This window comes from Metamycoplasma canadense, from assembly GCF_000828855.1.
Lineage (GTDB): Bacteria > Bacillota_I > Bacilli_A > Mycoplasmatales > Metamycoplasmataceae > Metamycoplasma > Metamycoplasma canadense.
Window position 1 is genome coordinate 569,960 of sequence record NZ_AP014631.1, and the last position, 26,127, is coordinate 596,086.

Sequence of the window (26,127 nt, forward strand, 5' to 3'; positions counted from 1 at the left end):
TATGAAAAATAATTCAAAATATGACTTATTAGATGAATCAAAAATTACAAAAATTTCTCTGTCTTTAGCTACACCTGAAGATGTAGAAAGTTGATCTCATGGAGAAGTAACAAAACCAGAAACTATTAACTATAAATCATATAAACCTGAAAGAGGTGGTTTATTTGATGAAATTATTTTTGGTCCAATGATTGATTATCGTTGTCCAGTTTGTGGTTATAAATATAAAAAAATAAACGAAGGATCATACTGTACAAGAACAGAGTTATGTAAACAAGAAAATGTTCAAATTCTCCCAAAGATTTCACGTAGAAATCATATGGGGCATATTAAATTAAATAGCCCTGTTGTTCATTTTTGATATTTCAAAGTTGATCATTCGATTTTATATAAATTATTAGGTTTAAAAATCTCAAGTGATAACTCGCAAGAAACAGTTAGAAGAGAAGAATTAGAAAATCTAATTTATTACAAAAATCATATTGTTGTTGAAGATGGCGGGCTTAAATCATTACCTAAAAATTTAATTATTGAAATCAATGACGCTGCTGTTATTTATAAAGAAGCGCTTGATGAACTTTTAACACGTTTTGATCCTAAAAATCCTGATCATCAAGAAGCATATGAGGATATTACTGAAACCATTGAACAATTAGTTGAAAAAGCAACATCGAAAATTGGTCAAGAATATGGTATAGATTTTTATGAATTAAATGAGGTTATTGAACACTATTCAGATGCAAAAATTATGACTGGTGCAAAAGCAATTGAATATTTATTGCAAAAGTTAGATTTAGCAGCTGAAAAAGCTTATGTAACTAAACAAATTAATGAATTAAATTTACAAGAAGCTAAAAACCAAAGCAAGTTTGCAACAACAACAAAACAAACAAGAGAAAAACTTTATAAAAGGCTACAAGTTATTAATGCATTTATAGAATCGAAACAATCACCAACTAATATGTTAATATATAATTTGCCAGTTATTCCTGCGGATTTAAGACCTTTAATTCAATTAGATGGTGGGAGACATTCAACATCTGATATTAATGAATTGTACCGTAGAGTTATTATCAGAAATAACCGTTTACAACAATGACAAGAAAAAGATGCTCCTACATTAGTTATTCAAAATGAATTGCGTATGATTCAAGAAGCTGTTGATGCTTTAATAGATAACCAAAGAAGAACTCCTAACCCTGTTTTATCAAAAGATAATAGACCTTTTAAATCAATATCAGATGCCTTAACTGGTAAAAAAGGTCGTTTTAGACAAAATTTACTTGGTAAACGTGTTGATTATTCAGGCCGTTCAGTTATTGTTGTTGGTCCTAATTTAAAAATGCATCAATGTGGTATTCCTCGTGAAATGGCTGCAAAATTATTTGAGCCATGAATTATCGCTCGATTAATCGAAAAACAAGTTGCAACAACTGTTAAAAACGCAAAAAAAATCATTGAGGATCAAAATCCAATTATTTGACCACACGTGGCTGAAGCTATTAAAGGAAGACTTGTTTTATTAAACCGTGCTCCAACCTTACACCGTTTATCAATTCAAGCCTTTGAGCCAGTATTAGTAAGAGGAAAAGCTATTAGATTGCATCCATTAGTATGTACTCCTTTTAATGCTGACTTTGACGGTGATCAAATGGCTGTTCACGTTCCTATTTCTGAACAAGCATTATTAGAAAGCCGTGAATTAATGTTGGCTAATAAAAATATCTTAGGTCCTAAAGATGGTGAACCAATTATAAATCCTTCACAAGATATGATTTTAGGTCTTTACTATTTAACAATCGAAGAAAAAGATGCATTAGGAGAAGGAAGAGTTTTTGATAATTTAGATCATATTTTAAGAAGCTTAGAAGCTAAAAAAGTTTCATTGCATGCAAGAGTTGCTTTACCTGCTGAAGAAGTTAAAAATTCAAAATTATTTACTGGTTTTAATATTAATTCTCAACTTTATGTTATTTCAACAGTTGGTAAATTCATTTTTAATAATGTCTTTCCAAAAGATTTCCCATTTATTTTTGATAACAAAGTAACTAAGGCTATTAATTTAGAAGAATATAAAAATGAATTTAATAAATTGTATGTTGTTGAATCTGGAACTAATATTGCTAATTATATTAAAGAATTACCTTTACAAGAGGCTTTTAATAAAAAGAACATTGCAAAAATAATTCGTTACATGTTCGATAATTATGTATCAACTATTAGTATTTCTAACGTAGCAAGTGTTATTGATAAAATTAATGATTTAGACGAATCGGATATTGTTTTAGAATTTTTAAAATTAAAAACATATAAAGGTCAAAATCTTGAAAAAGAACATGCTGACTTATTAACGGAATTTGTTTTAATTGAAAAACAAAAAATATTACGAGAAATTGAGCAAAAATATCAAGGTGTTAATAATGTCCCTATTTCTGCAAAAGAAAAAGCAAAAATGCTTGATATTGTTTGGTTTAAATATACAAACATAGTTGCATCAATTTTGGATAAAATTAAACAATTAGGTTTTGATTATTCAACTACTTCTGGAATTTCTATTTCTTTCTCAGATATTTTAGAAACTGAAAAAAAATCACAATATATTGCTGAAGGTGATGAATATATTTCTAAATTAAAACAATATTATAATTTAGGTTTAATAACAGATGATGATAGATATTCATTAACAATTAAAAAATGAGCCGAAATTAAAGATAATATTCAAAATGAATTGCAAACAATTATTAAAAATAATCCTAAAAACCCAGTTATTACAATGATAAACTCAGGTGCTCGTGGAAATATTTCTAACTACGTTCAATTAGCTGGGATGCGTGGTCTTATGGCAAATAACACCAAAACTACTAAGGCGGATGCAAAAAATGATAGAGTTGTTAGATCAACTGTTGAAGTTCCAGTTAAATCATCATTTATTGAAGGTCTAACTGCTTTTGAATTTTATTCATCAACACACGGGGCAAGAAAAGGTTTAACCGATACTGCTTTAAATACCGCAAAATCTGGTTATTTAACTAGACGTTTAGTTGATGTGGCTCAAAATATTGTTGTAAGACAAGAAAATTGTGGTTCAGAATATGGTTTTTTAGCAAAAAATATTGTTGATACTAAAACTAAACAAATTATTGTTTCATTAAAAGAAAGAATTGTTGGTCGTTTTTCAAATAAACCAATTTATGATAAAAATAATGATTTAATTTGTGGAAGAAATGTTTTAATTACTAATAAAATAGCTCAAAAAATAATCGATTCTGGTATTGAACAAGTTGAAATTAGATCAATTTTAGGATGTAACACTCGTAATGGTGTATGTAAGATGTGTTTTGGTAAGGATTTAGCAACAAACCGTGTTGTAAATATTGGAGAAGCTGTTGGAATTATAGCTGCTCAATCAATAGGTGAACCTGGAACACAATTAACAATGCGTACATTCCATACCGGTGGTGTTGCTGGGGTTGAGGATATTACCGGTGGTTTTACTCGCTTGATTGAATTAATAGACGCACACGAACAACCATGAGGTAGACCAGCAATAATTTCACCATATCAAGGTAGAGTTATTGATATTAAAAAGAATGAAAAAACTGAAAATGATTACATTGTAACTATTGAAATTCTAAATTCTAATAAAGAAGTTGAATTTAAAGAAATTTTAGTTAATACAAATGAAAAATTAAGAGTATCAATAAATGATGAAATAAAAGTTGGTCAAAAACTTTCTGAAGGTCCAATTATTTTAAAAGAATTATTAGCTTTAACTGATGTTATTACTGTTCAAAATTATTTATTAAAAGAAATTCAAAGAATTTATCGTATTCAAGGTATTGCAATTAGTGATAAGTATATTGAAATTATTATTAGACAAATGATGTCAAAAGTTGTTATTAGCGAACCTGGTGATTCTAAATTCTTTGCAGGAGCAATAGTTGATATATTTGACTATCAAGAAGAAAATGCTTTATTATTAAGTGAAAATAAAAAGCCAGCTTATGGTAATGTTGTAATTAAAGGTGCTAAACAAGTTCCTTTATTGTCAGATTCATTCTTAGCGGCTGCTTCATATCAAGAAACTTCAAAAATTTTAGTTAATGCTGCTATTTCATCAAGAACTGATAATTTAACTGGTTTAAAAGAAAATATTATTGTTGGTAAAAAAATTCCATCTGGAACAGCTCTTTATTCATTTGAAGAACATTCAAAATATGATATTAAACCATCAATAAAATATTTTACAAGTTATACTGACGAAGAAGAGTATTCTACTAATGAATTAGATGGCGAAAATATAGTAGATATTGATGCTTTAACACAAGAGTATGTTGAAGATGATAAAAATATGCCATCATTTGAAGATGAAGAAAATGATGACTTCTTTGATGATTCAACATTTGATGATAATGAAGAAGAAAACGAAGAAGACTTAGAATAATTTAAATTTAAAAGTAAGGTTTAATTCCTTGCTTTTTATTATATTAAAATTGAAATTAACAAAAAAATTTGATATAATGTGTAAGTTACTTATAGAGTAACCATTCTAAAAAGGTCTAAACTTATTTTTAAGTACCTTAAAGATGCGACAAAATATAAGGAGGCTTTATAAAATGTTTGCGATTATCGAAACCGGTGGAAAACAATTAATCGTTAAAAAAGGCGATGTTGTTTACATTGAAAAAATCGATGGCAATGAAGGTGATACAGTTTCTTTTGATAGAGTTTTAGCTGTTGAAGGTAAAATTGGTCAACCTTATTTAGAAAAAGCTTCTGTTTTAGGATTAATTGAAAAACAAGGTAAAGCAAAAAAAATCGTAGTTTATAGACATAATGCCAAATCAACACATAAACGTAAGTTAGGTCACCGTCAACCTTATACAAGAGTAAAAATTACAGAGATTAAGGAGAAATAGCACATGGCACATACGAAATCTGGTGGAACGACTTCTAATAGTAGAGATTCGGCTGGTAGAAGATTAGGTGTTAAAGCTACTGATGGTCAATTTGTAACTGCAGGAAGCATTATCTATAGACAAAGAGGAACAAAAATTTTCCCAGGCAACAATGTAGGCAGAGGAAAAGATGATACTCTATATGCTTTAATTGATGGGATAGTTAAATTCGAAAACAGAATTAATAGAAAATTTGCATCTGTATATGCAATTGAAGAAAAATAATGGATCGTTCCATTATTTTTAATTTTTTATTACATATTTTAATTTTCAAAAAAATAAAAAAATGATATATTATAATTTTTAATGATTATTTTTATATAAAACACAAGGAGTAGAATGAAAAATAAAACAATGAGTTTCGAATCAAAAAAAGATCAAATTTTGTTTTGAATGAATACTAAAGAACTGATAAAACAAAATAAACTAATTGAATTTAATAAATTAGTTTCAACGGTTTTATTTAAAAATAATTTTAAAAAAGATGATGTAATATTTAAAGAATTTTTAAATGAAATACGAATATCTTTAAGTGAAAATAAAACAATAATTTTTAAAAATTTTGTTTTAGATTATGAATTTAATTATAAATTTAGTTTAGATAAAAAAATTCCATATATTTTAGAAAATAAACAAGATTTTAAAGTTGATAATTTTTTTAAACATGCATTTAATGAAGAAATTTTAAGATTAATTGAGGCTGAATGTTATATTGAAATAATTCCAAATGTAATTTTATATTTTTCTCAAAATTCACAAACTTTAAAAATTTATATTAAACCAGAATACTTTTTAAATTTAAATATTTCAGAAGGAGAAAATAATGGAAAGTAAAAAAATAAATATTAATAATCCTAAAATCATTTCGATTTTTGGGTACATTGTTGAAGTATCGGGTGAGTTTGCCTATGAACAAGGTCAACAATTCGTCTGTGAGCAAAATAATGATATTAAATTAATTTTAATTAGTGCAACAAAAGATAGAGCTTTCTTACTATCGAATAATGAAAATAAAGAGTTAAAAATTAATGACACTATTGTTGCTGTAGAAAAATATAATGTTTTTACTTCAAATGAACATTTTGGAAAAGTTATTGATATTTTTGGAAATGTTGTTTTACCTGAAAAAATTAATATTAAGCAGAATGCACATGATCCAGAAAGCGCAATGTTTAAATTAGCTCATAAATTAATGAGTGTAAAAACTTTAAATGAACAACTTTATACTGGTTTTACATCAATTGATTTGTTAATTCCAATTGGTAAAGGACAACGTGAATTAATAATAGGTGATAGACAAACAGGTAAAACGCATATTGCAATTAATGTTATTTTAAATCAAGCAAAAACAAATACAAAATGTGTTTATGTTGCTATCGGACAAAAAAAAGAAAGTATTTCAAAAATATATAACATTTTAAAAGAACACAACGCATTAAAAAATACAATTATTGTTGATGCTCCAGCAACTAGTGCATATGAACAATATTTAGCGCCATATGTTGGTATGGCTCATGCGGAAAATATTTCATTGACTAACGATGTTATTGTTATTTTTGATGATTTAACTAAGCATGCAAATATTATCCGTGAAATAGCATTATTAACTGATAAACCAGTTGGAAAAGAAGCAATGCCTGGTGATATTTTCTTTGCTCACTCTCAACTCCTTGAAAGAGCAGGTTCATTCGTAGGAAGAAAAACAATAACATGTTTACCTATTTTACAAACAATTGATGGTGATATTACTTCTTTAATTTCATCTAATGTTATTTCAATAACTGACGGTCAAATTGTAACAAGCGCTGATTTATTTTCACAAGGTATTTTGCCGGCTATTAATATTAATTTATCAGTTTCAAGAACAGGATCATCAGTTCAAAATAGAATTATGTCAAAGGTAGCTTCTGAAGTTGGTAAAATTTTCAAACAATATAAAAGACATTTAAAATTAGCCGTTTTAGATTATGAACTTAACAAAGAAACAGCTGCTTTATTGTACAAGGGAAAAATGATTGATAAAATGTTTATTCAAAAAGGTTATTCATTATACTCAAATAAATTTGTTTTATTAATGTCAAAATTAATTTCATGAACTATTTTACGTGGTATTAAGGATGAACAAAAAGCATTAAAATTTATTGATATTTTAATCGAAACAAACGAAGAAGCTAAAAAAGCTTATAATACTATTCAAACAACAACAAACTATGATGATAATATTATGAAAAACTTTTTTGCATATGCACTAAAACAATATTCGGATTATTTAAATTTAGATTGAGATGTTGAATATGAACATGAATTCATTGAGTTTAGTGAAGATTATTTGGAACAAGTAGCTAAAAGATTAGGAGATAAATAATGGGAAAAATCATTAAATTATGATCTGATGTTGTTGAAATAAAATTTAACAAAAAAGATTTACCACTTGTTAATCAATTACTTACAACAAATAATGGAATGACATATTTATTAGTTAAAAGAATAATTGATGAAGAAACAATTAGAGCAATTATTATCTATTCATCAAAAGAAATTAACATTAACGATGAAATAGTGAATACTAAAAAGAGTTTTATGGTTCCTGTTGGAAGTGAATCAAAAAACAATATTTATTCATTTGAAGGTAAACCACTTTTAGAAGATCGCAAAACAAAACCTAAATATATCGAAATGAATTCAATTATTAATAACGAGAGATATTTAGATAATAAATTAGAAGTTATTGAAACAGGTATTAAAGCTATTGATTTTTTTATGCCAATTATTAAAGGTTATAAATTAGGAATTTTTGGTGGAGCTGGAGTTGGTAAAACGGTTTTAATGAAAGAAATTATATTTAATGTTAATAAGAAATCAACCAAGACATCAAATATTTTTATTGGTTCAGGTGAAAGATCAAGAGAAGCGATTGAATTATTTAACGAGCTTGAATCTTCAAATTTAATGAAAGATTCAGCTATGTATATATCAAAAATGAATGAATCACCTGGAGCTAGAATGTCGATTGTTCCAATCGGAATAACAGCTGCGGAATATTTAAGAGATTATGAAAAAGGTAATGTGTTATTGTTTATTGATAACATTTATCGTTTTGTTCAAGCCGAAAATGAAGTTTCTGCTTCATTAGGAAAAAAACCATCCGTTGGTGGATATCAATCGACTCTAGAATCTGACGTTGCAAATATTGAAAATAGACTATTTAAAAATAAAAATGGTTCTATTACATCGTTTCAAACGATTTTCCTACCTATGGATGATCTAAGTGATCCATCAGCTGTTGCTGTTTTTAATCACTTAGATGGTAATTTAGTTTTGTCACGTAATCAAACTGCAAAAAATATTTTTCCAGCTTTTGACCCATTAGCTAGTTCATCAAATTCAGTTGATGAAAAAATTATTGGTAAAAAACACTTTGATGCAATTTTAGAAACTAAAAGAATATTAAAGGCTTATAAAGATTTAGAAGATGTTATTATGATTTTAGGTTTTGATGAACTTGATGAACAAAGTAAAATTACTGTTAAGAAGGCTTTACAATTAGAAAACTTTTTTACTCAAAATTTCTTTATGACTGAACATTTTACAAAATCTCCTGGAGTTTATGTTTCTTTGGATGAAACAGTTGAATCAGTTCAAAGAATTTTAGATGGTAAGTACATTAAACAAACTCCTGAAATTTTTGCGTATGTTGGTTCAAATTTAAATATCCCAACAGATGAGGAATTAGGATTATAAAATGCCATTTGGCATTTTTTTATACAAGTAGCTTAAAATCCCTTAAATAAGGTAATAAATAAGGTAAAATATTATTACTTTAACATAGTAAATATAGTATTTATTTTTTAATGTAATGAAGAGGGATAATATGAAAGATAATTTTAATAAAAAAGAATATTTTGAATTAATGGACAAATGATTTAGAGCTGCTAATTATTTAAGTCTTGCTCAAATTTATTTAAGAAATAATCCATTATTGCATACAAAATTAACTAAAGATGATATTAAATTATATCCAATTGGACATTGAGGAACAATTCCGGGGCAAAACTTTATTTATGCTCATTTAAATAGAGTTATTAATAAATATGATTTAAATATGTTTTATATTGAAGGTCCTGGACACGGCGGTCAGGTTATGATTTCTAACTCATATTTAGATGGATCTTATTCTGAAATTTATCCTGAAATTACTCAAGATATTTCAGGGATTCAAAAAATGTGTAAAAGATTTTCATTCCCTGGAGGAACTGCTAGTCATGCTGCCCCTGAAACTCCAGGTTCAATCCATGAAGGCGGAGAATTAGGATATTCACTATCACATGCAACTGGAAATATTTTGGATAATCCAGATGTTATTGCTGCTGCTGTTGTTGGAGATGGTGAAGCGGAAACTGGTCCATTATGTGCTGGGTGATTTTCAAATTCATTTATTAATCCAGTAAATGATGGTGTTGTTTTACCTATTTTGCATTTAAACGGTGGAAAAATTTCAAATCCAACCTTACTTGCAAGAAAACCAAAATCTGAAATTAAGAAATATTTTGAGGGTATGGGCTGAAAGCCACACTTTTTTGAATGAAGTGAGGAAAAAAGTAATCTCGAAATTCATAAGGACATGGCAGAAATGATGGATTTAGCTATTGAAGAAATCCTTGCAATTAAAAAAGAAGCTAAATCTAAAGGTGCACAAAATGCAACTAGACCTCAATGACCTGTATTGATTGTTAAAACTCCAAAAGGTTGAACATGTCCAAAAGAGTGAGATGGTTTATCAATTCAAGGTTCATTTAGAGCACATCAGGTTCCACTTCCTGTTAGTGCCTTTAAAACAGAACACATTGCAGAATTAGAAAAATGATTAAAATCTTATAAACCTGAAGAATTATTTGATAAAAATGGAAAAGTTTTACCTGAAATTCAAAATTTAGCACCTAAAGGTGATAAAAGAATGGCTACAAATCCAATTACAAATGGAGGAATTAATCCTAAGGAACTTAATTTATCAAATTGAGAAAAATTTGCCTTAAATATTAATTATCCTGGTGAATTTAAAAGCCAAGATATGGTTGAGTTAGGCAAATATATGGCAGATACTATTTTAAAAAATCCAGATAATTTTAGAGTATTTGGTCCGGATGAAACTAAATCAAATCGTTTATTTGCTTTATTTGATGTAACTAAACGCCAATGATTAGAAGAAGTTTCTGGCGAATATGATGAGTGAATAGGTCCGGAAGGAAGAATTATTGATTCGCAATTAAGTGAGCACCAAGCACAAGGTTTTTTAGAGGGATATGTTTTAACAGGACGTCATGGTTTCTTTGCTTCATATGAGTCATTTTTAAGAGTTGTTGATTCAATGCTTACTCAACATATGAAATGATTAAAAAAATCACTTGAATTGCCTTGAAGAAAGGATTATCCATCATTAAACATTATTGCAACATCAAATGCTTTTCAACAAGATCATAATGGTTATACTCACCAAGATCCAGGATTATTAGGTCATTTAGCTGATAAGCGTCCAGAATTAATAAGAGAATATTTACCAGCAGATTCAAACACATTATTAGCAGTAATGGAGAAATCATTAAAAGAAAGAAATACTATTAATTTAATTGTAGCTTCAAAACAACCAAGAGAACAATTTTTCAATATTGAAGAAGCAAAAGAATTAGTTGAAAAAGGTTATAAAGAAATTGACTGAGCATCAAATGTAAAAAAAGGAGAAGAACCAGATATTGTTTTTGCTTCATCAGGGGTTGAACCAAATTTAGAAACTCTAGCAGCAATTTCTATTGTTAATAAGCATTTTCCTAATTTAAAAATTAAATATGTAAATGTTGTTGATTTATTAAAATTAAGAAGCCAAGACGTTGATCCTAGAGGATTAACGCATGAAGAATTTGATGCAGTATTTACAAAAGATAAATTAGTTGTGTTTGCATTTCACGGTTTTGAAGGATTAATAAGAGATATCTTCTTTACAAGAACAAACCATAATTTAGTAATTCACGGCTATAGAGAAAATGGTGATATTACAACTAGTTTTGACATTAGACAATTAAGCGAAATGGACAGATTCCATATTGCAAAAGATGCTATTGCAAAACTATATGGTTCAAAAGAATCATGATTTTTAGATTTAATGGATGCTAAAATTCAAGAACATAAAGATTACATTCATGAGTTTGGTTACGATATGCCAGAAGTTGTTGAATGAAAATGAAAAAACATTAATAAGTAAAAAATAAATATTTTGTGGTAAAATATTTGCTAGTTAATTAACTTATTTATATTTATACAAAAAAGGAGCATACTGTGAAAAAAGAAATTCACCCAAAATATGCTGAAATTAAAGCAACATGTTCTTCATGCAATTCAGAATTTATTTTTGGTTCAACTGCTGAAAAAGTAACCTTAGATGTTTGCTCTAATTGTCATGCATTTTACACTGGAAACCGTACAGACGTTAAAGCTCGTGGTCGTGTAGAAAGATTTAACAAGATATTAGAAAAATCAAAAAAATAAGTTCTATTTCACAAAAAATAAAAAAGACTAGAAAAAATGATTAATTCTAGTCTTTTTTTATTAATTACATACAATAATGGAATCCAATATTAAAACCTTGTTTATTATTTCCATCTTCTCATTTTGCTAAGAATCCATCTTTAGTTTTAATTTCACCCTTATCAGATGAAATACTTCTAATTAAACCAAAAGTAGATGTAACAAAAGTAGAAATTACTGGTATTGATGCTAGAATACTACTAAAAATTGTTGAAATTGCGAATCCGCCCGATATTTCGTCACACTCTTGTTTGCTTAGTTTTATCATTTTTCTCCCTTCACAATATTTTTATTACGTATTTTTTATTTTTAAATAAAAATAAGAAAAAATAAAGAATTTATTTTATTATAAAATTTTCTAATATAAATTATTTTTTAGATCAAAAAATAGAACTAATCATAAGATTAAATCTCAATTTTTTTTTAAAAAATCTCCCTTGCTTTAACAAAATTAAAAAAATAGAACATTTAAAAAAAGACACACAAATTTGGTGTCTTTTTTGTTTTTAGTTATTGATTATTATTTTGTTTTTTAGTTTTAAAATAATTTACTAAATTAATAATAGTAATAGAGACAACGGTTCCGACCCCACCTAAAACTAATCAAATATCGGCAAAATTGAATACTCCTTTATTAGCTCAGGGTAAATTAATAATATCTCTAACACCTAAAAACAAAAATCTATCAATCATATTCCCGAGTGAACCTGCGCTTACCATTGCTAAAAAACAAACTATTATAATTGATTTTTTTTCTTTAATAAACGTTGTTGCTCATAATGAAGCAAAAATTATGAAAAAGCTAATAATATGTAAAATTGTTAAATTAGTTTCAAAAAGTCCAATTGTGGTTCCTTTATGTAAAACCGATTTAAAAATAATAAAACTATTTCCTATTTCATAATCAGTATTAACTATTTTTTTTTCTTTATTTTCTCATTTAAAAATAAATTCTTTTGTTATTAAATCAATTGCTAATAAAAACAAGAACACTAAAAAAAAGATAGTAAGATTTATAACAATTTTTTTTCAATATTGTTTTCAATATTCTTTTGAAAAATATTTTAATTTATTATTTTCCATTAATAACTCTTTCACATCTTTTACATAATTCAAAATCTTTATTAAAATTATCTTCTTGATAATGATTTCAACATCTTAAACATTTTAATGATGGTAAAATTTCAATTTTTGTTTCGCTTCCGATATTAACATTAGCGACCATTAAAAGTTTTGTTAAGGGTAATGATTTAATAAATTCTGAATTTGTAGAAATTTTTACAAAAGCTTCGTTTTGTCTTTTAATTTCTTGAGATTTTATTTTTTCTTCAATAAGTTTATAAATTTGATCTTTTAAATCAAAAAATTCGCTTCATTTTTCTGATTGTTCAAATGTTAATTTTGAATTTAGATTTAATTTTAGTAAATGAACAGATTCAAGTTTGTTAGGTTCGTTAAAGTATTGGTAAACTTCTTCCATTGTTGTAGGCAAAATAGGAGCTAGGATTGTCATTATTGATTTAATTATTTTTGTAAATACTGTTTGTACTTGTCTTCTTTCAAAATCGTTTTTTGAATTTAAATAAAGAATATCTTTTGTAATTGAAATATAGTATGAACTCAAGTCAATAATAAAATTATTAATTTCTTTTATAACATTGACAAATTTATAATTATCATAGAACGATAAGATCTTAGCTTCTAAATTATTTAATTTTTCAATCATTAAAAGATGAATTGAATCAAGATCTACATAATTAAAATCAAAATCTGAAATTGCGCCAAGCATAAACTTAATTGTATTTCTTAATTTACGATATATTTCAACATTTTGGTCAAGAATTTTATTATCAATAGAAATATCTGCTGTATATTCTGAATTAGCAGCTCATAATCTTAGTATATCAGCACCGTATTTTGAAACAACATCAAGAGGATCTACTGTATTACCTAAAGATTTAGACATTTTTCTTCCCTTGCCATCCAATGTAAAACCATGTGATAAAAATGCTTTGAATGGACTTTTATTTCTTCAAGCGACAGAGTTAATCATTGAACTGTTGAATCATCCACGATATTGATCTGATCCTTCTAAATACAAATCAAATGGAGCCTCTAGTCCTTCCGGTTTAACTCCAAGCGATGTTGATCCGGAATCAAATCAAACATCCATAATGTCATTTTCTTTACTAAATCCCTTATTTCTTCATTTTTCAGGTAATAATTCATCAACACTTTTTTCATATCAAATATTTGATCCATTTTCTTCAATTAAATTTATTACATGATCAAAAATTTCTTCTTCTAAAATAGGATTTTTATTTTCGTCATAAAAAACTATAATTGGAACCCCTCAACTTCTTTGTCTTGAAATACATCAGGTATCACGATTTTCGAGCATTAATTCTAAACGAGTTTTAGATCAATCGTTATATGTTTTAACATTTTTAATCTCATTTAAAATGTTATCTTTTATTTTTTTTACTGAAACGAATCATTGCGGTGTTGCACGGTACATAATCGGTAAATGAGTTCTTCAATCATGAGGGTATGAGTGTTTTATCTTTTTAAAACCTAAAAGTAAGTTATTTTCTTCTAAGAATTTTCCAACCAAAGGGTTAGCATCATCATAAAAATTACCGCTAAATTGTAGTGCTTCATTATTTAGCATTCCATCATCATTAACATGCATTATTCTAACTAAATTATTTTTATTACCAATAATAAAGTCATCTTCACCAAATAAAGGAGCCATATGAACTAAACCAGATCCATTTTCTAGAGTAACATGATGACCTTCAACAACTGGACAAATTAATTTATTAATAGGACTTTGATATTGGATATTTAAAAGTTTTGATCCTTCAAAGGCTTCCTCTATTATTTTATATTCTTCTCATTTACATAAATTAGCAACAGATTCAACTAAATCATTTGCTAGAATATAAACTTGATTGTTAACTAAGACTTTTATATATTTAAAATCTTTGTTAATAGCAACACCTGAATTAGCAATTAAAGTTCATGGAGTTGTAGTTCAAATAATTAGATTTTCATTTTCTTTTATTAATTCGTTTCCTTTTGTTATTTTAAATGCAACAAACATCGATGGTGAAATATGGTCAGCATATTCAACTTCAGCTTCTGCTAGCGCTGATTGTGAAGAAGGTGATCAATAAATTGGTTTTAAATCTTTATATATTAATCCTTGAAAAATCATTTTTTTAAACAGTCTTAATTGTTCAGCCTCAAATTTTTTATCAAGAGTAATATAAATTTCTTTAAAATCAGTTAATAATGATAACTTTTCAAATTGAGCTTTTTGTTTTTCTACTTGACTTAATGCGTATTGAGTACAAGCTTTTCTTAATTCAAAAACAGAAAAATCCTTTGCAGTCATTTTTCTTTCAAGTAGCATTTTATGCTCAATGGGTAATCCATGTGTATCTCATCCAGGAACAAAGGGTGAAAAGAAGCCTTGCATATTTTTATATCTAACTATAATATCTTTTAAAATTTTATTTAAAGCATGACCAACATGAATGTTACCATTTGCATACGGTGGCCCATCATGCAAAACAAAACTTTTGTTTCCTTTGTTTGAAAGTAATATTTTTTGATATAAGTTAATTTCTTTTCATTTTTTTTGATACAAATTTTCTTTTTCAGCTAAATTAGCTTTCATTGAAAAATCTGTTTGAGGCATCAACAGCGTATTTTTATAATCTTTATTTTTTTCTTCCATATTTGCTCCTTATTATTTGAAAATAATATATAAATTTTACAATATTTCGATAATAAAATATTTTTAAATTTTGTAACATTTATTTTCTTATTAAATTTAAGATAAAAAATATAATATATTTTTTTTAAATTTTTTTTTGAAATGGCGAATTTTTATTATTATTGTATAATTAATATCATGTACAATCACAAAGAAATTGAAAAAAAATGACAAGATTTTTGAGAAAAAAATAAATCCTTTAAAACTAAAGAAACAAGTTTAAAAAAAGCTTATATTTTAGATATGTTTCCTTACCCTTCGGGAGCAGGTTTGCATGTTGGACATCTAGAAGGATATACCGCAACTGATATTATTTCTCGTTATAAAAGATTAAATGGTTTTGATGTATTGCATCCTATTGGTTGGGACGCTTTTGGATTGCCTGCTGAGCAATATGCTATTAAAACCGGAAATCATCCAGCACCATTTACAATTAAAAATATTGATAACTTTCGAAGACAATTAAAGTTGATGGGATTTTCATACGATTATTCAAAAGAAATTAACACAACTGACCCAAAATTTTATTTTTGAACTCAATGAATTTTTAAAAAGCTTTACGAACATAATTTAGCTTCAATTGAAGAAATTGATGTTAATTGGTGTGAAGGTTTAGGTACTGTTTTAGCAAATGAGGAAATTATTGAAGTAGATGGACAAAAAGTATCTGAAAGAGGTAATTTTTTAGTTGTTAAAAAACCGATGAAGCAATGAGTTTTAAAAATTACTGAATATGCTGATAAATTACTTGAAGGCTTAAATGATTTAGATTGACCTGAGAGTCTTAAATTACTTCAAAAAAATTGAATTGGAAAATCTGAAGGTCACATTGTTGAATGAGATATTTTTGATGACAATTTTAGTTTAAAAACCTTTACTACAAGACTGGATACAATTTATGGAGTTTCTGTACTTGTTATTAGTCCAGAACATCCACTTTTATTAAAAATAGCTAAAAATGAGTACAAAAACGATATTGAGGAATATTTAAAATTAACAAAAAGTAAAAATGAACTTGAAAGAACACAACTTAATAAAGATAAAACTGGTTTATTTACTGGTGCTTATGCTATTCACCCATTAACAAATAAAAAGATTGAAATTTGAGTATCAGATTATGTTTTAATGAATTATGGTACTGGTGTTGTGATGTCGGTACCAGCTCATGACACAAGAGATTTTGAGTTTGCTAAAAAATTTAATTTAGAAATTAAACCTGTTATTGAATCTCCAACATTACCTTATTTAGAAAATGGTAAGCATATAAATTCAGAATTAGCTAATTTTTTTGAAAATAAAGAAGCAGAAGAAATAATATATAAAACCTTAAAAAAAATAAATAAAGTAGAAAAGAAAATTAATTATAAATTAAGAGATTGAGTTTTTTCTCGTCAAAGATATTGGGGTGAGCCGTTTCCTGTTCTGTTTGATGAAAATAATCAAATTCATTTAGTAGATGATTTAGTATCCTTGCCAGAAATTTCGAACATTAAACCTTCAGGGACGACGCAAGGACCACTTGCTAATGTTAAAGATTGAGTTAATGTAGAAATTGATGGAAAAATATATCGTCATGATACAAATGTAATGCCACAATGAGCTGGTTCTAGTTGATATTTTTTAGCTTACATTTTAAAAAACGAAGATGGGACTTATTTACCTTTAGATTCAATTAAAGCTAGAAAAAGATTTGAAAAATGAATGCCAGTTGACTTATATATTGGTGGTCAAGAACATGCTGTATTACATTTATTGTATGCACGTTTTTGACATAGATTTTTATATGATTTAAACATTGTTAATACAAAAGAACCATTTTATAAATTAATCAATCAAGGACTTATATTAGGACCTGATGGGCAAAAAATGTCAAAATCACTTGGAAATGTTATTAATCCTGATGGTTTAGTTGAATCGCATGGTGCTGATGCTTTAAGATTATATGAAATGTTTATGGGTCCACTTACTGAATCAAAATCTTGGAATACCGATTCATTAAACGGAATTAGAAAGTGACTTGATAAAATATATTTAATATTTGATAATTTAAAAAACAACATTGATCCACTTACTCCAAATAAGGTTCTAGATAGCGAAATTAATCAACTTATTTTAGATATTACTGAAAATATTGAAAAATATAAATTTAATATTGCTATAAGTAAATTTATGATTTTTATAAATTATTTATTAACGGTAAAAACTGTTAATTCAAAAGATATTATTAAAAATTTTGCAATTTTATTTTCGCCTTTTGCTCCACATATTTCTGAAGAAATTCTTTCAATGATAGGTGAAAAACCTATTGAGTTTCAAACCTGACCTATTTGTGACAGTAAAAAAATAATTATTAAGAATCCACAAATAGGGATTCAAATTAATGGAAAAGTTAGAGGACAAATTGAAATTTTGCCTTTTTGAAATAAAGAAGAGCTTATAAAACATGCTCTTGAATTGCATTCTATTAAAAAATGATTAGAAAATAAAGAAATTATTAAAATAATTTACATAGAAAATAAAATTTTAAATATAATAATAAAGTAATTCACAAATAAAATGTCGGAGTTTTTATTATTTTCTCTGGCATTTTATTTTTTTAATTAAAAATTAAAATAAAAAAGCTCGTAATGAGCTTTTTTTTCATTTATTTAAATGATATGGCTGCCCTTGTTAGATTCGAACTAACGGATGGCGGTACCAAAAACCGCTGCCTTTCCACTTGGCTAAAGGGCAAAATGGTGGAGGGGGAGGGATTCGAACCCCCGAACCGTGAGGAAGTGGGTTACAGCCACCCGCGTTTGGCCGCTTCGCTACCCCTCCATTTAATATTTGCACGATTAATTATAATATAAATAAAAAATATTTTGTAAAAAAATAATTTTTTTGTAATTTACAGCCATTAAAACTTAAGAAAATTTTTACTATTATATTTTTTTATAAAAACGCTATAAAAAAAATGTTTTTGGTATAATTAGTTAGCAACTATGCAAAGAAACATAAGGTTACGATATGCCAAGCTTAGTTGTTCATCTTGGTTATTGAGAACTTATGTGGAGTACTTCATAAATGAAGAAGGAGAACAAACAATGGCAAAATTAGAAATTAAGATCAAAGCTTTTGAAGCAAGTTTAGTTGATGATGCAGCAAAAAAAGTTGTGCTATTAGCTAAAGCAGAAAAAGCTAATGTAAGTGGTCCAATTCCTTTACCAACAAGAAAAGAAATTGTTACCATTTTAAGATCAGTTCACGTTAATAAGAAATCTCGTGAACAATTTGAAAGCAGAACTCATAAACGTCTAATTGTTTTATCAAATGTTTCTGAAACATTGGTTGATAAAGCAAAAAGATTAGAATTACCTGCTGGTGTTCAAATTAGTGTTAAATCTGTAGCATAATACAGATTATTTATTTTTTAAATATAAACAATAAACTTGAACAAAACATAAAATATGAAAGGAAAATATGAAAGGAATCTTAGGAAGAAAAGTTGGAATGACTCAACTATTTACAAATGATGGTAAATTAATACCAGTTACTATAGTTGAAGTTAAACCAAATGTTGTTACTAACGTTTTAACATTAGATAAAAACGGATATATTGCAACACAACTTAGTTTAGAAGATAAGAAAAAATCTCAAATTAAGAAACCTGAAGTAAATTATTTTAAACAAGCAAATACAACACCTAAGCGATTCGTAAAAGAAATCCGTAACATGACTGGTTACAACTTAGGTGAAATATTAGATGCCTCAATTTTTGAAGGCGGAGATGTAGTTGATGTTACGGCGATTTCAAAAGGAAAAGGTTTTGCCGGAACCATTAAAAGATGAAACCAACATATAGGTCCTAAATCACACGGTGGTGGTGGTGGTTCACAACCTATTAGACAAACAGGTTCTATTGGTGACATTTCTGGAAACAGAGTTTGAAAAGGTATGACAATGCCAGGTCACTTAGGAGCCGAACAAGTTACAATCCAAAATCTTGAAGTAGTAAAATCAGATTCTGAAAACAACTTGCTATTAGTTAAAGGAAGTACACCAGGAGCGAAAGGTGCTTTATTAGTTATTAAGAATGCTAAAAAATCAGTTCAAAAGAAAGAAGAAATTAAACTAGTAAATTTAAAAGAAGCATTGGCTAAAAATGAAATTTTTGAACAATCTAAAAAATACAATCTTGAATTAAACATGGAAATGTCATTAAAAGACATGAAAAAAGCTTTAGCTGAAGCTATTGCTAAAGCAGAAAAAGAAGAAGGAGATAAATAATAATGGCTACATCAGTTGTTGAAAAATTCTATATCTCTGAAACATTCGATAAAGATAGAAATATTTCGTTTAATTTCAAGAAAGCTAAAGAAAAAGTATCAGGTAATTTTGTTAACTTTATAGATGCTGTTAATGAATTTATAAATGTTAGTGAAAAAACCGAAAATGATACACGTGTATGATTCCATAGAAATGGTGCATACAGTGGAAGTGTTGATTTAGAAAAAGCAAGAATTATTGCTAATAAAGTTTTAGAAGCTAAAATTTCAAATGAAAAAGCTATTGAATATATTGAACAAGAAAATTTAGTAGACAAATCTGCTCCAAAAGTTGTTAAAAAAGAATCTTCAAAAGAAGTTAAAATTGATAACTCATTATTACCAAAAAGTGTATTTGGATTAGAAAAAATTCACACTCAATCAGTATTCGATGCAATTTTAGTTGAAAGAGGATCAAAACGTCTAGCTACTCATAAGGTTAAGTCACGTGGAGAAGTTAGTGGTACAGGTAAAAAACCATGAGCACAAAAACATACTGGTAATGCTCGTGCTGGATCATTAAGAAGTCCAATTTTTGTTGGCGGTGGTAGAGCGTTTGGTCCTACAACTGAAAGAAATTACAATTTAAAAATTAATAAAAAAGCTAGAAAAAATGCATTATTCTCAGCATTAACCATGCTAGCAAATGCTAATAGTGTTTTAGTTAAAAAATACGAATTAGAACAAATTTCAACTAGAGCATTATTAGTAGAATTAAATAAGGACAACTTAATTAATCTTAACAATATTTTAATAGTATCTTCAAATGAAATCATTTTTAAATCAGCTAAAAATTTACCAAATGTAAACGTTTCAAAAGTAACATCTTTATCAATTGAAGCATTAGTAGCTGCTGATGTGTTAGTAATTAGTGAAGATGATATTAAATTCTTAGAAGGGATGGCAAAATAATGAATATTAATCAAGTTATTAAATATCCTGTTTTAACAGAAAAATCAGAAATTGCTAGAACTAATCAAAACGTTTATACATTTGTAGTTGATAGAAGAACAAACAAAGTTGAGGTTAAAAAAGCTGTTGAATTTATTTTTGATGTTAAAGTTACAAAAGTTAACATTATAAACTATGACAAAAAACCTGCTAAATTAGGAAGATTTTCAGGATTTACAAATGCAGTTAAGAAAGCTATTGTATATCTAGATGAAAAATCAAAAATTCTTTTATTTGCTGAAGAAGCTAAAGAAGCTAAAAAAGAATTAGAAGCTAAAGAAAAACAAGCAGAAGTAAAAGAAATGTCAGAAGCTGAGAAAAAAGCAGCTGAAAAAATTAAAAAAGTTGCCGAAGAAAAAGCTAAAAAAACTGAATCAGAACAAAAGAATAATTAATCTTGAAAACCTTTGAAAACCTATAAGATTAATTTAAAAATATAATATTGATTATCTTAAAAGAAAAAAATATTTTTAAGAAACGGAGAAATACAACAATGGCTATTAAAAAGTTTAAAGCATATACAAATGGTCGTCGTAATATGTCTTCTCTTGACTATCAAGCAAATTTAACTGGTCATAAACCTGAAAAATCATTGCTTGTAGCACTTCCTACACATTCAGGAAGAAATAATCAAGGTAAAATCACAACCCGTCATCATGGTGGTAGATTAAAAAGATTTTATCGTATTATTGATTTTAAAAGATATAACAAAGATGGAATTGAAGCAGTCGTTAAGACTATTGAATATGATCCTAATAGATCAGCTAATATTTCATTAATTGTTTATCGTGATGGGGAAAAAAGATATATTATTAGCCCAAAAAATATTAAAGTTGGACAAAAAGTTATTTCAGGCGAAAATGTTGATATTCAAATTGGAAATAACTTACCATTAGGAAATATCCCAGAAGGTACATTTGTTCATAATATCGAATTACAACCAAAACAAGGTGGAATTATAGCTCGTTCAGCTGGTAGTTCGGCTCAAATCTTAGGTAAAGATGAAAGTGGAAAATACGTTATTTTAAGATTAAAATCAGGGGAAGTAAGAAAAGTTTTAGGTATTTGCCGTGCTACAATCGGTGAAGTTGGTAATGAAGAACATTCATTAGTAAATATCGGTAAAGCAGGTAGAAATAGATTAAGAGGTATTAGACCTACAGTTAGAGGTTCTGCTATGAACCCTAATGATCACCCACACGGTGGTGGTGAAGGTAAACAACCTATTGGTAGAAAATCACCAATGACACCATGAGGTAAAAAAGCTCTTGGGGTTAAAACAAGAGCTACTAAAAAATCATCTAACCAATTTATTATTAGAAGAAGAAAGGAAAGTAAATAATGTCTCGTTCATTAAAGAAAGCACCTTTTGTTGATGATCACTTAATGAAAAAAGTTGTTGCTATTATAGAAAATAAAGCACCAAAACGTCCAATCAAAACTTGATCAAGACGTTCGACAATTTATCCAGAATTTATAGGTTTAACCTTCCAAGTTCATAATGGACATGCTTTTATAGATGTGTTTGTAACTAATGACATGGTAGGACACAAATTAGGGGAATTTTCTCCTACAAGAACATTCAATGGACATGGTTCTGATAAAGCAAAAGGAAAGAAATAATATGACACAAGTAGTTAAAGCATCAGTTAAAATGCAAAGAATTAGTGCAAGAAAAGCAAGATTAGTTGCAGATTTAATTCGTTATAAATCAGCTACACAATCATTAGTGATATTACAAACAACACACAAAAAAGCTTCAGAAATTATTCTTAAACTTCTAAATTCAGCTATAGCTAACGCAACAAATAACTTTGGTTTAGATGCTACAAAATTAGTAGTTTCAAAAATTTTAGTAAATGAAGGTCCTACTCTAAAAAGATTTCAACCACACTCACGTGGTAGAGCTTACCCTATTTTAAAAAGAACAAGTCACTTTTACATCGAATTATTAGAATTAAATAATGACGAAAAACTAGATATGGAGGCAAAATAATTATGGGTCAAAAAGTTAATCCAAATGGATTCCGTTATGGTGTGACAAAAGATCACAATACAGTTTGATATTCAGATAAACAAGATTTTGCTAAATTATTACTAGAAGATCAAAAAATTTATGATTTCTTTGATAAAAAAGTTCGTGAATATTTAATCGGTAATGTTCAAATTAAAAGAAACCAAAATGGAAATGTTATTGTTTTTGTTTTTACAGCTAAACCTGCTGCTTTATTAGGAACAAATGGTGATAATATTAAAGCAATTACATTAGCTCTTAAAAAAGAGTTAAAGAATAAATCATTAAATATTACTATAGATGTAATAGAATTAAAAAATCCCGATTTAAATGCAAGATTATTAGCAGAAGGAATTGCAATTAAATTAGAAAACCGTGGAAGTTTTAGATTAGCACAAAAATTTGCTATCAAAAGCGCTATGAAAGCGGGAGCAAAAGGGATTAAAACATCAGTTTCAGGTCGTTTAAATGGTGTTGATATGGCCAGAACTGAAGGTTATACCGAAGGAGAAATGAAATTACATACTTTAAGACAAGATGTTGATTATGCTGTAGCTAGAGCGAAAACAACATATGGTATTTTAGGTATTAAAGTTTGAGTATCATTAGGTGAAATTTTAGAAAATGGTAAAGCACAAATTAGTGCATTAGAATCAAAGATCGAAAGAAAACCAAGAGTTATGAGAAAAGGCGGTGACAGAAATGCTTCAACCAAAGAGAACTAAGCACAGAAAAATGTTCCGTATTCGTCATGACAAAACTAAAGCACATAGAAATAACACAGTTTCATTTGGAGAATTTGGTTTAAAATCAACTTCTTCAGCATGAATTAGTGCAAGACAAATAGAAGCAGCTCGTATCGCTATTACTCGTCGTATGGGCCGTGAAGGTAAAGTTATTATTAAAATATTCCCACATATGTCAAAAACATCTAAACCAATTGGTGTTCGTATGGGTTCAGGTAAAGGGTCTCCTGATCAATGATTTGCAGTTGTTAAAGAAGGAACTGTTATGTTTGAAGTTTTAGGAAATCAAGTTGATACCATGAAGGATGCTTTAAGATTGGGTGGTCACAAATTACCAGTTACTTGAAAAATAGTTGCTAAAGAAATGCAAGAAACAAATCCAGAAGGAGAACAAAAATAATTATGTCATACGTTGAATTAAAGAAAAAGACAGTTGAAGAATTAAACAATCTATTAACTGAATTAAGAGCAGAATTATTTTCATTACGTTTCAAAAATGCAACTCGTCAACTTGATCAAACACATAAAATTAATTTAGTTAAAAAAGATATTGCAAGAACTTTAACTGCATTAAACTCTAAAAAAGAAGAAGGAGATAAATAATGGAACAAGTTGTTAGAAAAAATGGTCGTAAGAAACTTGTTGGAACTGTAATTAGTACAAAAAATGAAAAAACTATTACTGTTATGGTTGAAACATATGAAAAACACCCATTATACTCAAAACGTTTCAAAAAATCTAAGAAATTTGCTGTTCATGATGAAAAAAATGAAGCAAAAATTGGCGATGTAGTTGAAATTCAAGAAACAAGACCACTTTCAAAAACTAAACACTTTAGATTAGTTGAAATTAAATCAAGCGCTATTGGAGGAAATGAAAATGCTTAGTGAATTTTCAAGATGTAATGTAGCTGATAACTCAGGTGCTAAAGAAGTTATGATTATTAAGAACCTAGGTGGTTCAATAGTAAGAAGCACAAATATTGGAGATGTTGTTGTAGTTACAGTTAAAAAAGCCATTCCAAATGGTGTTGTTAAAGAAGGTCAAGTTTTAAAAGCGGTTATTGTTAGAACAAAAAGAGGTATTGCGAGAGATAATGGTTCATACATTAGATTCGATGACAATGCAGTTGTTTTAATTAAAGAAGATGGTACTATGAGAGGTACTCGGGTATTTGGTCCAGTGGCTAGAGAATTACGTGACAAGGGATATTTAAAAATAATTTCATTAGCTCCGGAGGTTTTATAATGTCTCAAGCTAAAATTAGAAAAAATGATATTGTTTTAGTTATTTCAGGTAAAGAAAAAGGTAAATTTGCTTCAGTTTTATCGACAGATTCTAAAAAACAAACCGTTGTTTTAAAAGAAATTAATATGAAAACTAAACACCACAAACCTTCACAAGAAAATACTGATGGTAAAATTGAGAAAAAAGAATTCCCAATTCATGTTTCAAACGTAGCTTATTTAGTTAAAAAAGCCGCACAAGGTCAAAAATCAATTGGAACTAAGATTGGATGAAAAGTTGATGCTAAAACCGGTAAAAAACAAAGAGTTATGAAAAAAATTAATAAGGTTATTTAGTAAAAAGGAGAAATTATTATGGCTAAATTAGAATTAGAAAAAAAATATTTAGAATCAGTTCGTCCTGAATTGGTTAAAGAATTCGGTTATTCATCAGTAATGCAAGCTCCTCGTTTACAAAAAATTGTTATTAATATGACAGCCGGAAATGAAGTATCAAACTCAAAAGCTATTGAAGAAGTTATGGTTGAATTAAGTCAAATTGCTGGTCAAAAACCATATCAAACCACAGCTAAAAAATCATTGGCTTCTTGAAAATTACGTGAGGGTATGCCAATGGGTGGAAAAGTAACATTAAGACGTGAAAGAATGTGATCATTTTTAACCAAACTAATTAACGTTGCTTTACCTCGTGTTCGTGATTTTAATGGTACAAGTTTAAAAAGCTTTGATGGTCGTGGAAACTATGCTATTGGAATTAAAGAAGAAATTATTTTCCCTGAAATTTCATTTGATAAAATACGTAAATTAAAAGGTATGGATATTATTCTTGTAACATCCGCAAATACTGATAAAGAAGCATTTTCTTTATTAAAAAAACTTGGAATTCCATTTGCAAAAGGCAATAATTAAGGAGATTTAGTATGGCAAGAAAAGCATTAATGATTAAAGCTGAACGTGAACCTAAATTTTCAGTAAGAAAGTATACACGTTGTCAAATTTGTGGCCGTGTTCACGCAGTTTTGCGTAAATATAAAATTTGTAGAATTTGTTTTAGAGAATTAGCACACGAAGGAAAAATTCCTGGTGTAAAGAAAGCGAGCTGATAATTATGGCTATTATTATAGATCCAATAGCAGATATGTTTGTTAGAATTAAAAATTCTATTTCAAGAAAATATCATGAAGTAGTGGTTCCACATTCAAACAAAAAAGAAAAGATTTTGGAAATTTTTGCCAAAGAAGGATACATTACTTCTTATGAAGTAGTTACATCACAAAACGGTTTTAAAGAAATTAAAATATCTTTAAAATATAAAGGAATGAATCAAAATCAATCTGCAATAACAGATATTAAAAAAGTTTCAAAACCAGGTTTAAAAGTATATTCATCAGCAGAAAAATTACCACGTGTTTTAAGTGGATATGGTACAGCTATTATTTCAACTTCGAAAGGTTTATTAACAGATAAAGAAGCAAGAAAAGCTAACTTAGGTGGCGAAGTTATTGCATTTATTTGATAATTAATATTAATAAGGTTTTTAAATT

28 protein-coding genes and 2 tRNA genes are annotated in these 26,127 nt (G+C 27.7%); 25 read left to right on the forward strand and 5 right to left on the reverse strand.

The features are described 5' to 3' along the window. Position 1: 1 nt before the first annotated feature. The 8 genes from rpoC to rpmE all read left to right on the forward strand — a co-directional run bounded on the left by rpoC (position 2) and on the right by rpmE (position 11,495). Entirely contained in the window at positions 2-4,444 is a 4,443-nt protein-coding gene (gene rpoC, locus MCAN360_RS02320; protein WP_045434109.1) for a DNA-directed RNA polymerase subunit beta', read from the forward strand. Between the two features lie 172 nt (positions 4,445-4,616). After that, positions 4,617-4,919, forward strand: a complete 303-nt coding sequence (gene rplU, locus MCAN360_RS02325) for a 50S ribosomal protein L21 (protein ID WP_045434111.1) — start codon at positions 4,617-4,619, stop codon at positions 4,917-4,919. A 3-nt stretch (positions 4,920-4,922) separates the two neighbouring features. Then, a complete protein-coding gene (gene rpmA, locus MCAN360_RS02330; RefSeq protein ID WP_045434113.1) occupies positions 4,923-5,183 on the forward strand; it encodes a 50S ribosomal protein L27 in 261 nt (86 codons plus the stop codon). Between the two features lie 114 nt (positions 5,184-5,297). After that, complete coding sequence (locus MCAN360_RS02335) at positions 5,298-5,792, forward strand: MSC_0623 family F1-like ATPase-associated protein (protein WP_045434116.1); 495 nt, start codon at positions 5,298-5,300, stop codon at positions 5,790-5,792. Next, positions 5,782-7,323, forward strand: coding sequence for an MSC_0619 family F1-like ATPase alpha subunit (locus MCAN360_RS02340; RefSeq protein WP_045434119.1), 1,542 nt, complete (start codon positions 5,782-5,784; stop codon positions 7,321-7,323). The genes MCAN360_RS02335 and MCAN360_RS02340 overlap by 11 nt, the downstream gene beginning before the upstream one ends. Next, entirely contained in the window at positions 7,320-8,699 is a 1,380-nt protein-coding gene (locus MCAN360_RS02345) for an MSC_0618 family F1-like ATPase beta subunit (protein ID WP_045434122.1), read from the forward strand. The genes MCAN360_RS02340 and MCAN360_RS02345 overlap by 4 nt, the downstream gene beginning before the upstream one ends. Before the next feature lie 130 nt (positions 8,700-8,829). Next, positions 8,830-11,211, forward strand: a complete 2,382-nt coding sequence (locus MCAN360_RS02350) for a phosphoketolase family protein (protein WP_045434124.1) — start codon at positions 8,830-8,832, stop codon at positions 11,209-11,211. Positions 11,212-11,285: 74 nt separating this feature from the next. Next, a complete protein-coding gene (rpmE, locus tag MCAN360_RS02355; protein ID WP_045434127.1) occupies positions 11,286-11,495 on the forward strand; it encodes a 50S ribosomal protein L31 in 210 nt (69 codons plus the stop codon). 64 nt (positions 11,496-11,559) lie between these two features. On the opposite strand, the gene MCAN360_RS02360 is transcribed toward rpmE, so the two are convergent. The 3 genes from MCAN360_RS02360 to ileS all read right to left on the reverse strand — a co-directional run bounded on the left by MCAN360_RS02360 (position 11,560) and on the right by ileS (position 15,279). Continuing rightward, complete coding sequence (locus MCAN360_RS02360) at positions 11,560-11,802, reverse strand: hypothetical protein (RefSeq protein ID WP_045434129.1); 243 nt, start codon at positions 11,800-11,802, stop codon at positions 11,560-11,562. 242 nt (positions 11,803-12,044) lie between these two features. Continuing rightward, positions 12,045-12,617 carry a signal peptidase II gene (locus MCAN360_RS05650; protein ID WP_045434131.1) on the reverse strand — a complete coding sequence of 191 codons (573 nt, stop codon included), beginning with the start codon at positions 12,615-12,617 and terminating at the stop codon, positions 12,045-12,047. Next, positions 12,607-15,279 (reverse strand): isoleucine--tRNA ligase, encoded by a 2,673-nt coding sequence (gene ileS, locus MCAN360_RS05655; RefSeq protein WP_045434134.1) that lies wholly within the window; start codon positions 15,277-15,279, stop codon positions 12,607-12,609. Before ileS ends, MCAN360_RS05650 begins: the two co-directional genes overlap by 11 nt. A 177-nt stretch (positions 15,280-15,456) precedes the next feature. On the opposite strand from ileS, the gene leuS reads away from it, so the two are divergent. Further along, positions 15,457-17,862 (forward strand): leucine--tRNA ligase, encoded by a 2,406-nt coding sequence (leuS, locus tag MCAN360_RS02375; protein WP_045434137.1) that lies wholly within the window; start codon positions 15,457-15,459, stop codon positions 17,860-17,862. 114 nt (positions 17,863-17,976) lie between these two features. On the opposite strand, the gene MCAN360_RS02380 is transcribed toward leuS, so the two are convergent. Next, positions 17,977-18,051: transfer RNA gene (locus MCAN360_RS02380), tRNA-Gln, on the reverse strand. A 3-nt stretch (positions 18,052-18,054) separates the two neighbouring features. After that, positions 18,055-18,138, reverse strand: a tRNA-Tyr gene (locus tag MCAN360_RS02385). A 266-nt stretch (positions 18,139-18,404) separates the two neighbouring features. On the opposite strand from MCAN360_RS02385, the gene rpsJ reads away from it, so the two are divergent. From rpsJ to rpsH, 16 genes are all read left to right on the forward strand, one after another. Further along, the gene (gene rpsJ, locus MCAN360_RS02390; protein ID WP_045434140.1) at positions 18,405-18,713 is read left to right on the forward strand and encodes a 30S ribosomal protein S10; all 309 of its coding nucleotides are present in this window, start codon (positions 18,405-18,407) and stop codon (positions 18,711-18,713) included. 67 nt (positions 18,714-18,780) lie between these two features. Next, positions 18,781-19,587: a 50S ribosomal protein L3 gene (gene rplC, locus MCAN360_RS05660; protein WP_045434143.1), complete on the forward strand. Its 807-nt coding sequence runs from the start codon at positions 18,781-18,783 to the stop codon at positions 19,585-19,587. Positions 19,588-19,589: 2 nt separating this feature from the next. Next, positions 19,590-20,537, forward strand: a complete 948-nt coding sequence (rplD, locus tag MCAN360_RS02400) for a 50S ribosomal protein L4 (RefSeq protein WP_045434145.1) — start codon at positions 19,590-19,592, stop codon at positions 20,535-20,537. Beyond that, complete coding sequence (rplW, locus tag MCAN360_RS02405) at positions 20,537-20,971, forward strand: 50S ribosomal protein L23 (RefSeq protein WP_045434147.1); 435 nt, start codon at positions 20,537-20,539, stop codon at positions 20,969-20,971. The genes rplD and rplW overlap by 1 nt, the downstream gene beginning before the upstream one ends. A 98-nt stretch (positions 20,972-21,069) precedes the next feature. Continuing rightward, positions 21,070-21,918: a 50S ribosomal protein L2 gene (rplB, locus tag MCAN360_RS02410; RefSeq protein ID WP_045434148.1), complete on the forward strand. Its 849-nt coding sequence runs from the start codon at positions 21,070-21,072 to the stop codon at positions 21,916-21,918. Next, complete coding sequence (gene rpsS, locus MCAN360_RS02415; protein ID WP_045434150.1) at positions 21,918-22,199, forward strand: 30S ribosomal protein S19; 282 nt, start codon at positions 21,918-21,920, stop codon at positions 22,197-22,199. Before rplB ends, rpsS begins: the two co-directional genes overlap by 1 nt. 1 nt (position 22,200) lies before the next feature. Beyond that, positions 22,201-22,572, forward strand: coding sequence for a 50S ribosomal protein L22 (rplV, locus tag MCAN360_RS02420; RefSeq protein WP_045434152.1), 372 nt, complete (start codon positions 22,201-22,203; stop codon positions 22,570-22,572). A 2-nt stretch (positions 22,573-22,574) separates the two neighbouring features. After that, a complete protein-coding gene (gene rpsC / locus MCAN360_RS02425) occupies positions 22,575-23,315 on the forward strand; it encodes a 30S ribosomal protein S3 (RefSeq protein WP_045434154.1) in 741 nt (246 codons plus the stop codon). Continuing rightward, positions 23,293-23,736 (forward strand): 50S ribosomal protein L16, encoded by a 444-nt coding sequence (gene rplP, locus MCAN360_RS02430; protein WP_045434156.1) that lies wholly within the window; start codon positions 23,293-23,295, stop codon positions 23,734-23,736. Before rpsC ends, rplP begins: the two co-directional genes overlap by 23 nt. A gap of 2 nt (positions 23,737-23,738) precedes the next feature. Then, the gene (gene rpmC, locus MCAN360_RS02435; RefSeq protein WP_045434158.1) at positions 23,739-23,939 is read left to right on the forward strand and encodes a 50S ribosomal protein L29; all 201 of its coding nucleotides are present in this window, start codon (positions 23,739-23,741) and stop codon (positions 23,937-23,939) included. Further along, complete coding sequence (gene rpsQ / locus MCAN360_RS02440) at positions 23,939-24,223, forward strand: 30S ribosomal protein S17 (RefSeq protein WP_045434160.1); 285 nt, start codon at positions 23,939-23,941, stop codon at positions 24,221-24,223. The genes rpmC and rpsQ overlap by 1 nt, the downstream gene beginning before the upstream one ends. Beyond that, positions 24,216-24,584, forward strand: a complete 369-nt coding sequence (gene rplN, locus MCAN360_RS02445) for a 50S ribosomal protein L14 (protein ID WP_045434422.1) — start codon at positions 24,216-24,218, stop codon at positions 24,582-24,584. Before rpsQ ends, rplN begins: the two co-directional genes overlap by 8 nt. Next, positions 24,584-24,919 carry a 50S ribosomal protein L24 gene (gene rplX / locus MCAN360_RS02450; RefSeq protein ID WP_045434162.1) on the forward strand — a complete coding sequence of 112 codons (336 nt, stop codon included), beginning with the start codon at positions 24,584-24,586 and terminating at the stop codon, positions 24,917-24,919. The genes rplN and rplX overlap by 1 nt, the downstream gene beginning before the upstream one ends. Positions 24,920-24,937: 18 nt before the next feature. Beyond that, positions 24,938-25,492: a 50S ribosomal protein L5 gene (gene rplE, locus MCAN360_RS02455; protein ID WP_045434164.1), complete on the forward strand. Its 555-nt coding sequence runs from the start codon at positions 24,938-24,940 to the stop codon at positions 25,490-25,492. A gap of 11 nt (positions 25,493-25,503) precedes the next feature. Then, positions 25,504-25,689: a type Z 30S ribosomal protein S14 gene (locus MCAN360_RS02460; protein ID WP_004417000.1), complete on the forward strand. Its 186-nt coding sequence runs from the start codon at positions 25,504-25,506 to the stop codon at positions 25,687-25,689. A gap of 2 nt (positions 25,690-25,691) precedes the next feature. Further along, the gene (rpsH, locus tag MCAN360_RS02465; protein WP_045434166.1) at positions 25,692-26,102 is read left to right on the forward strand and encodes a 30S ribosomal protein S8; all 411 of its coding nucleotides are present in this window, start codon (positions 25,692-25,694) and stop codon (positions 26,100-26,102) included. Positions 26,103-26,127: the final 25 nt, after the last annotated feature.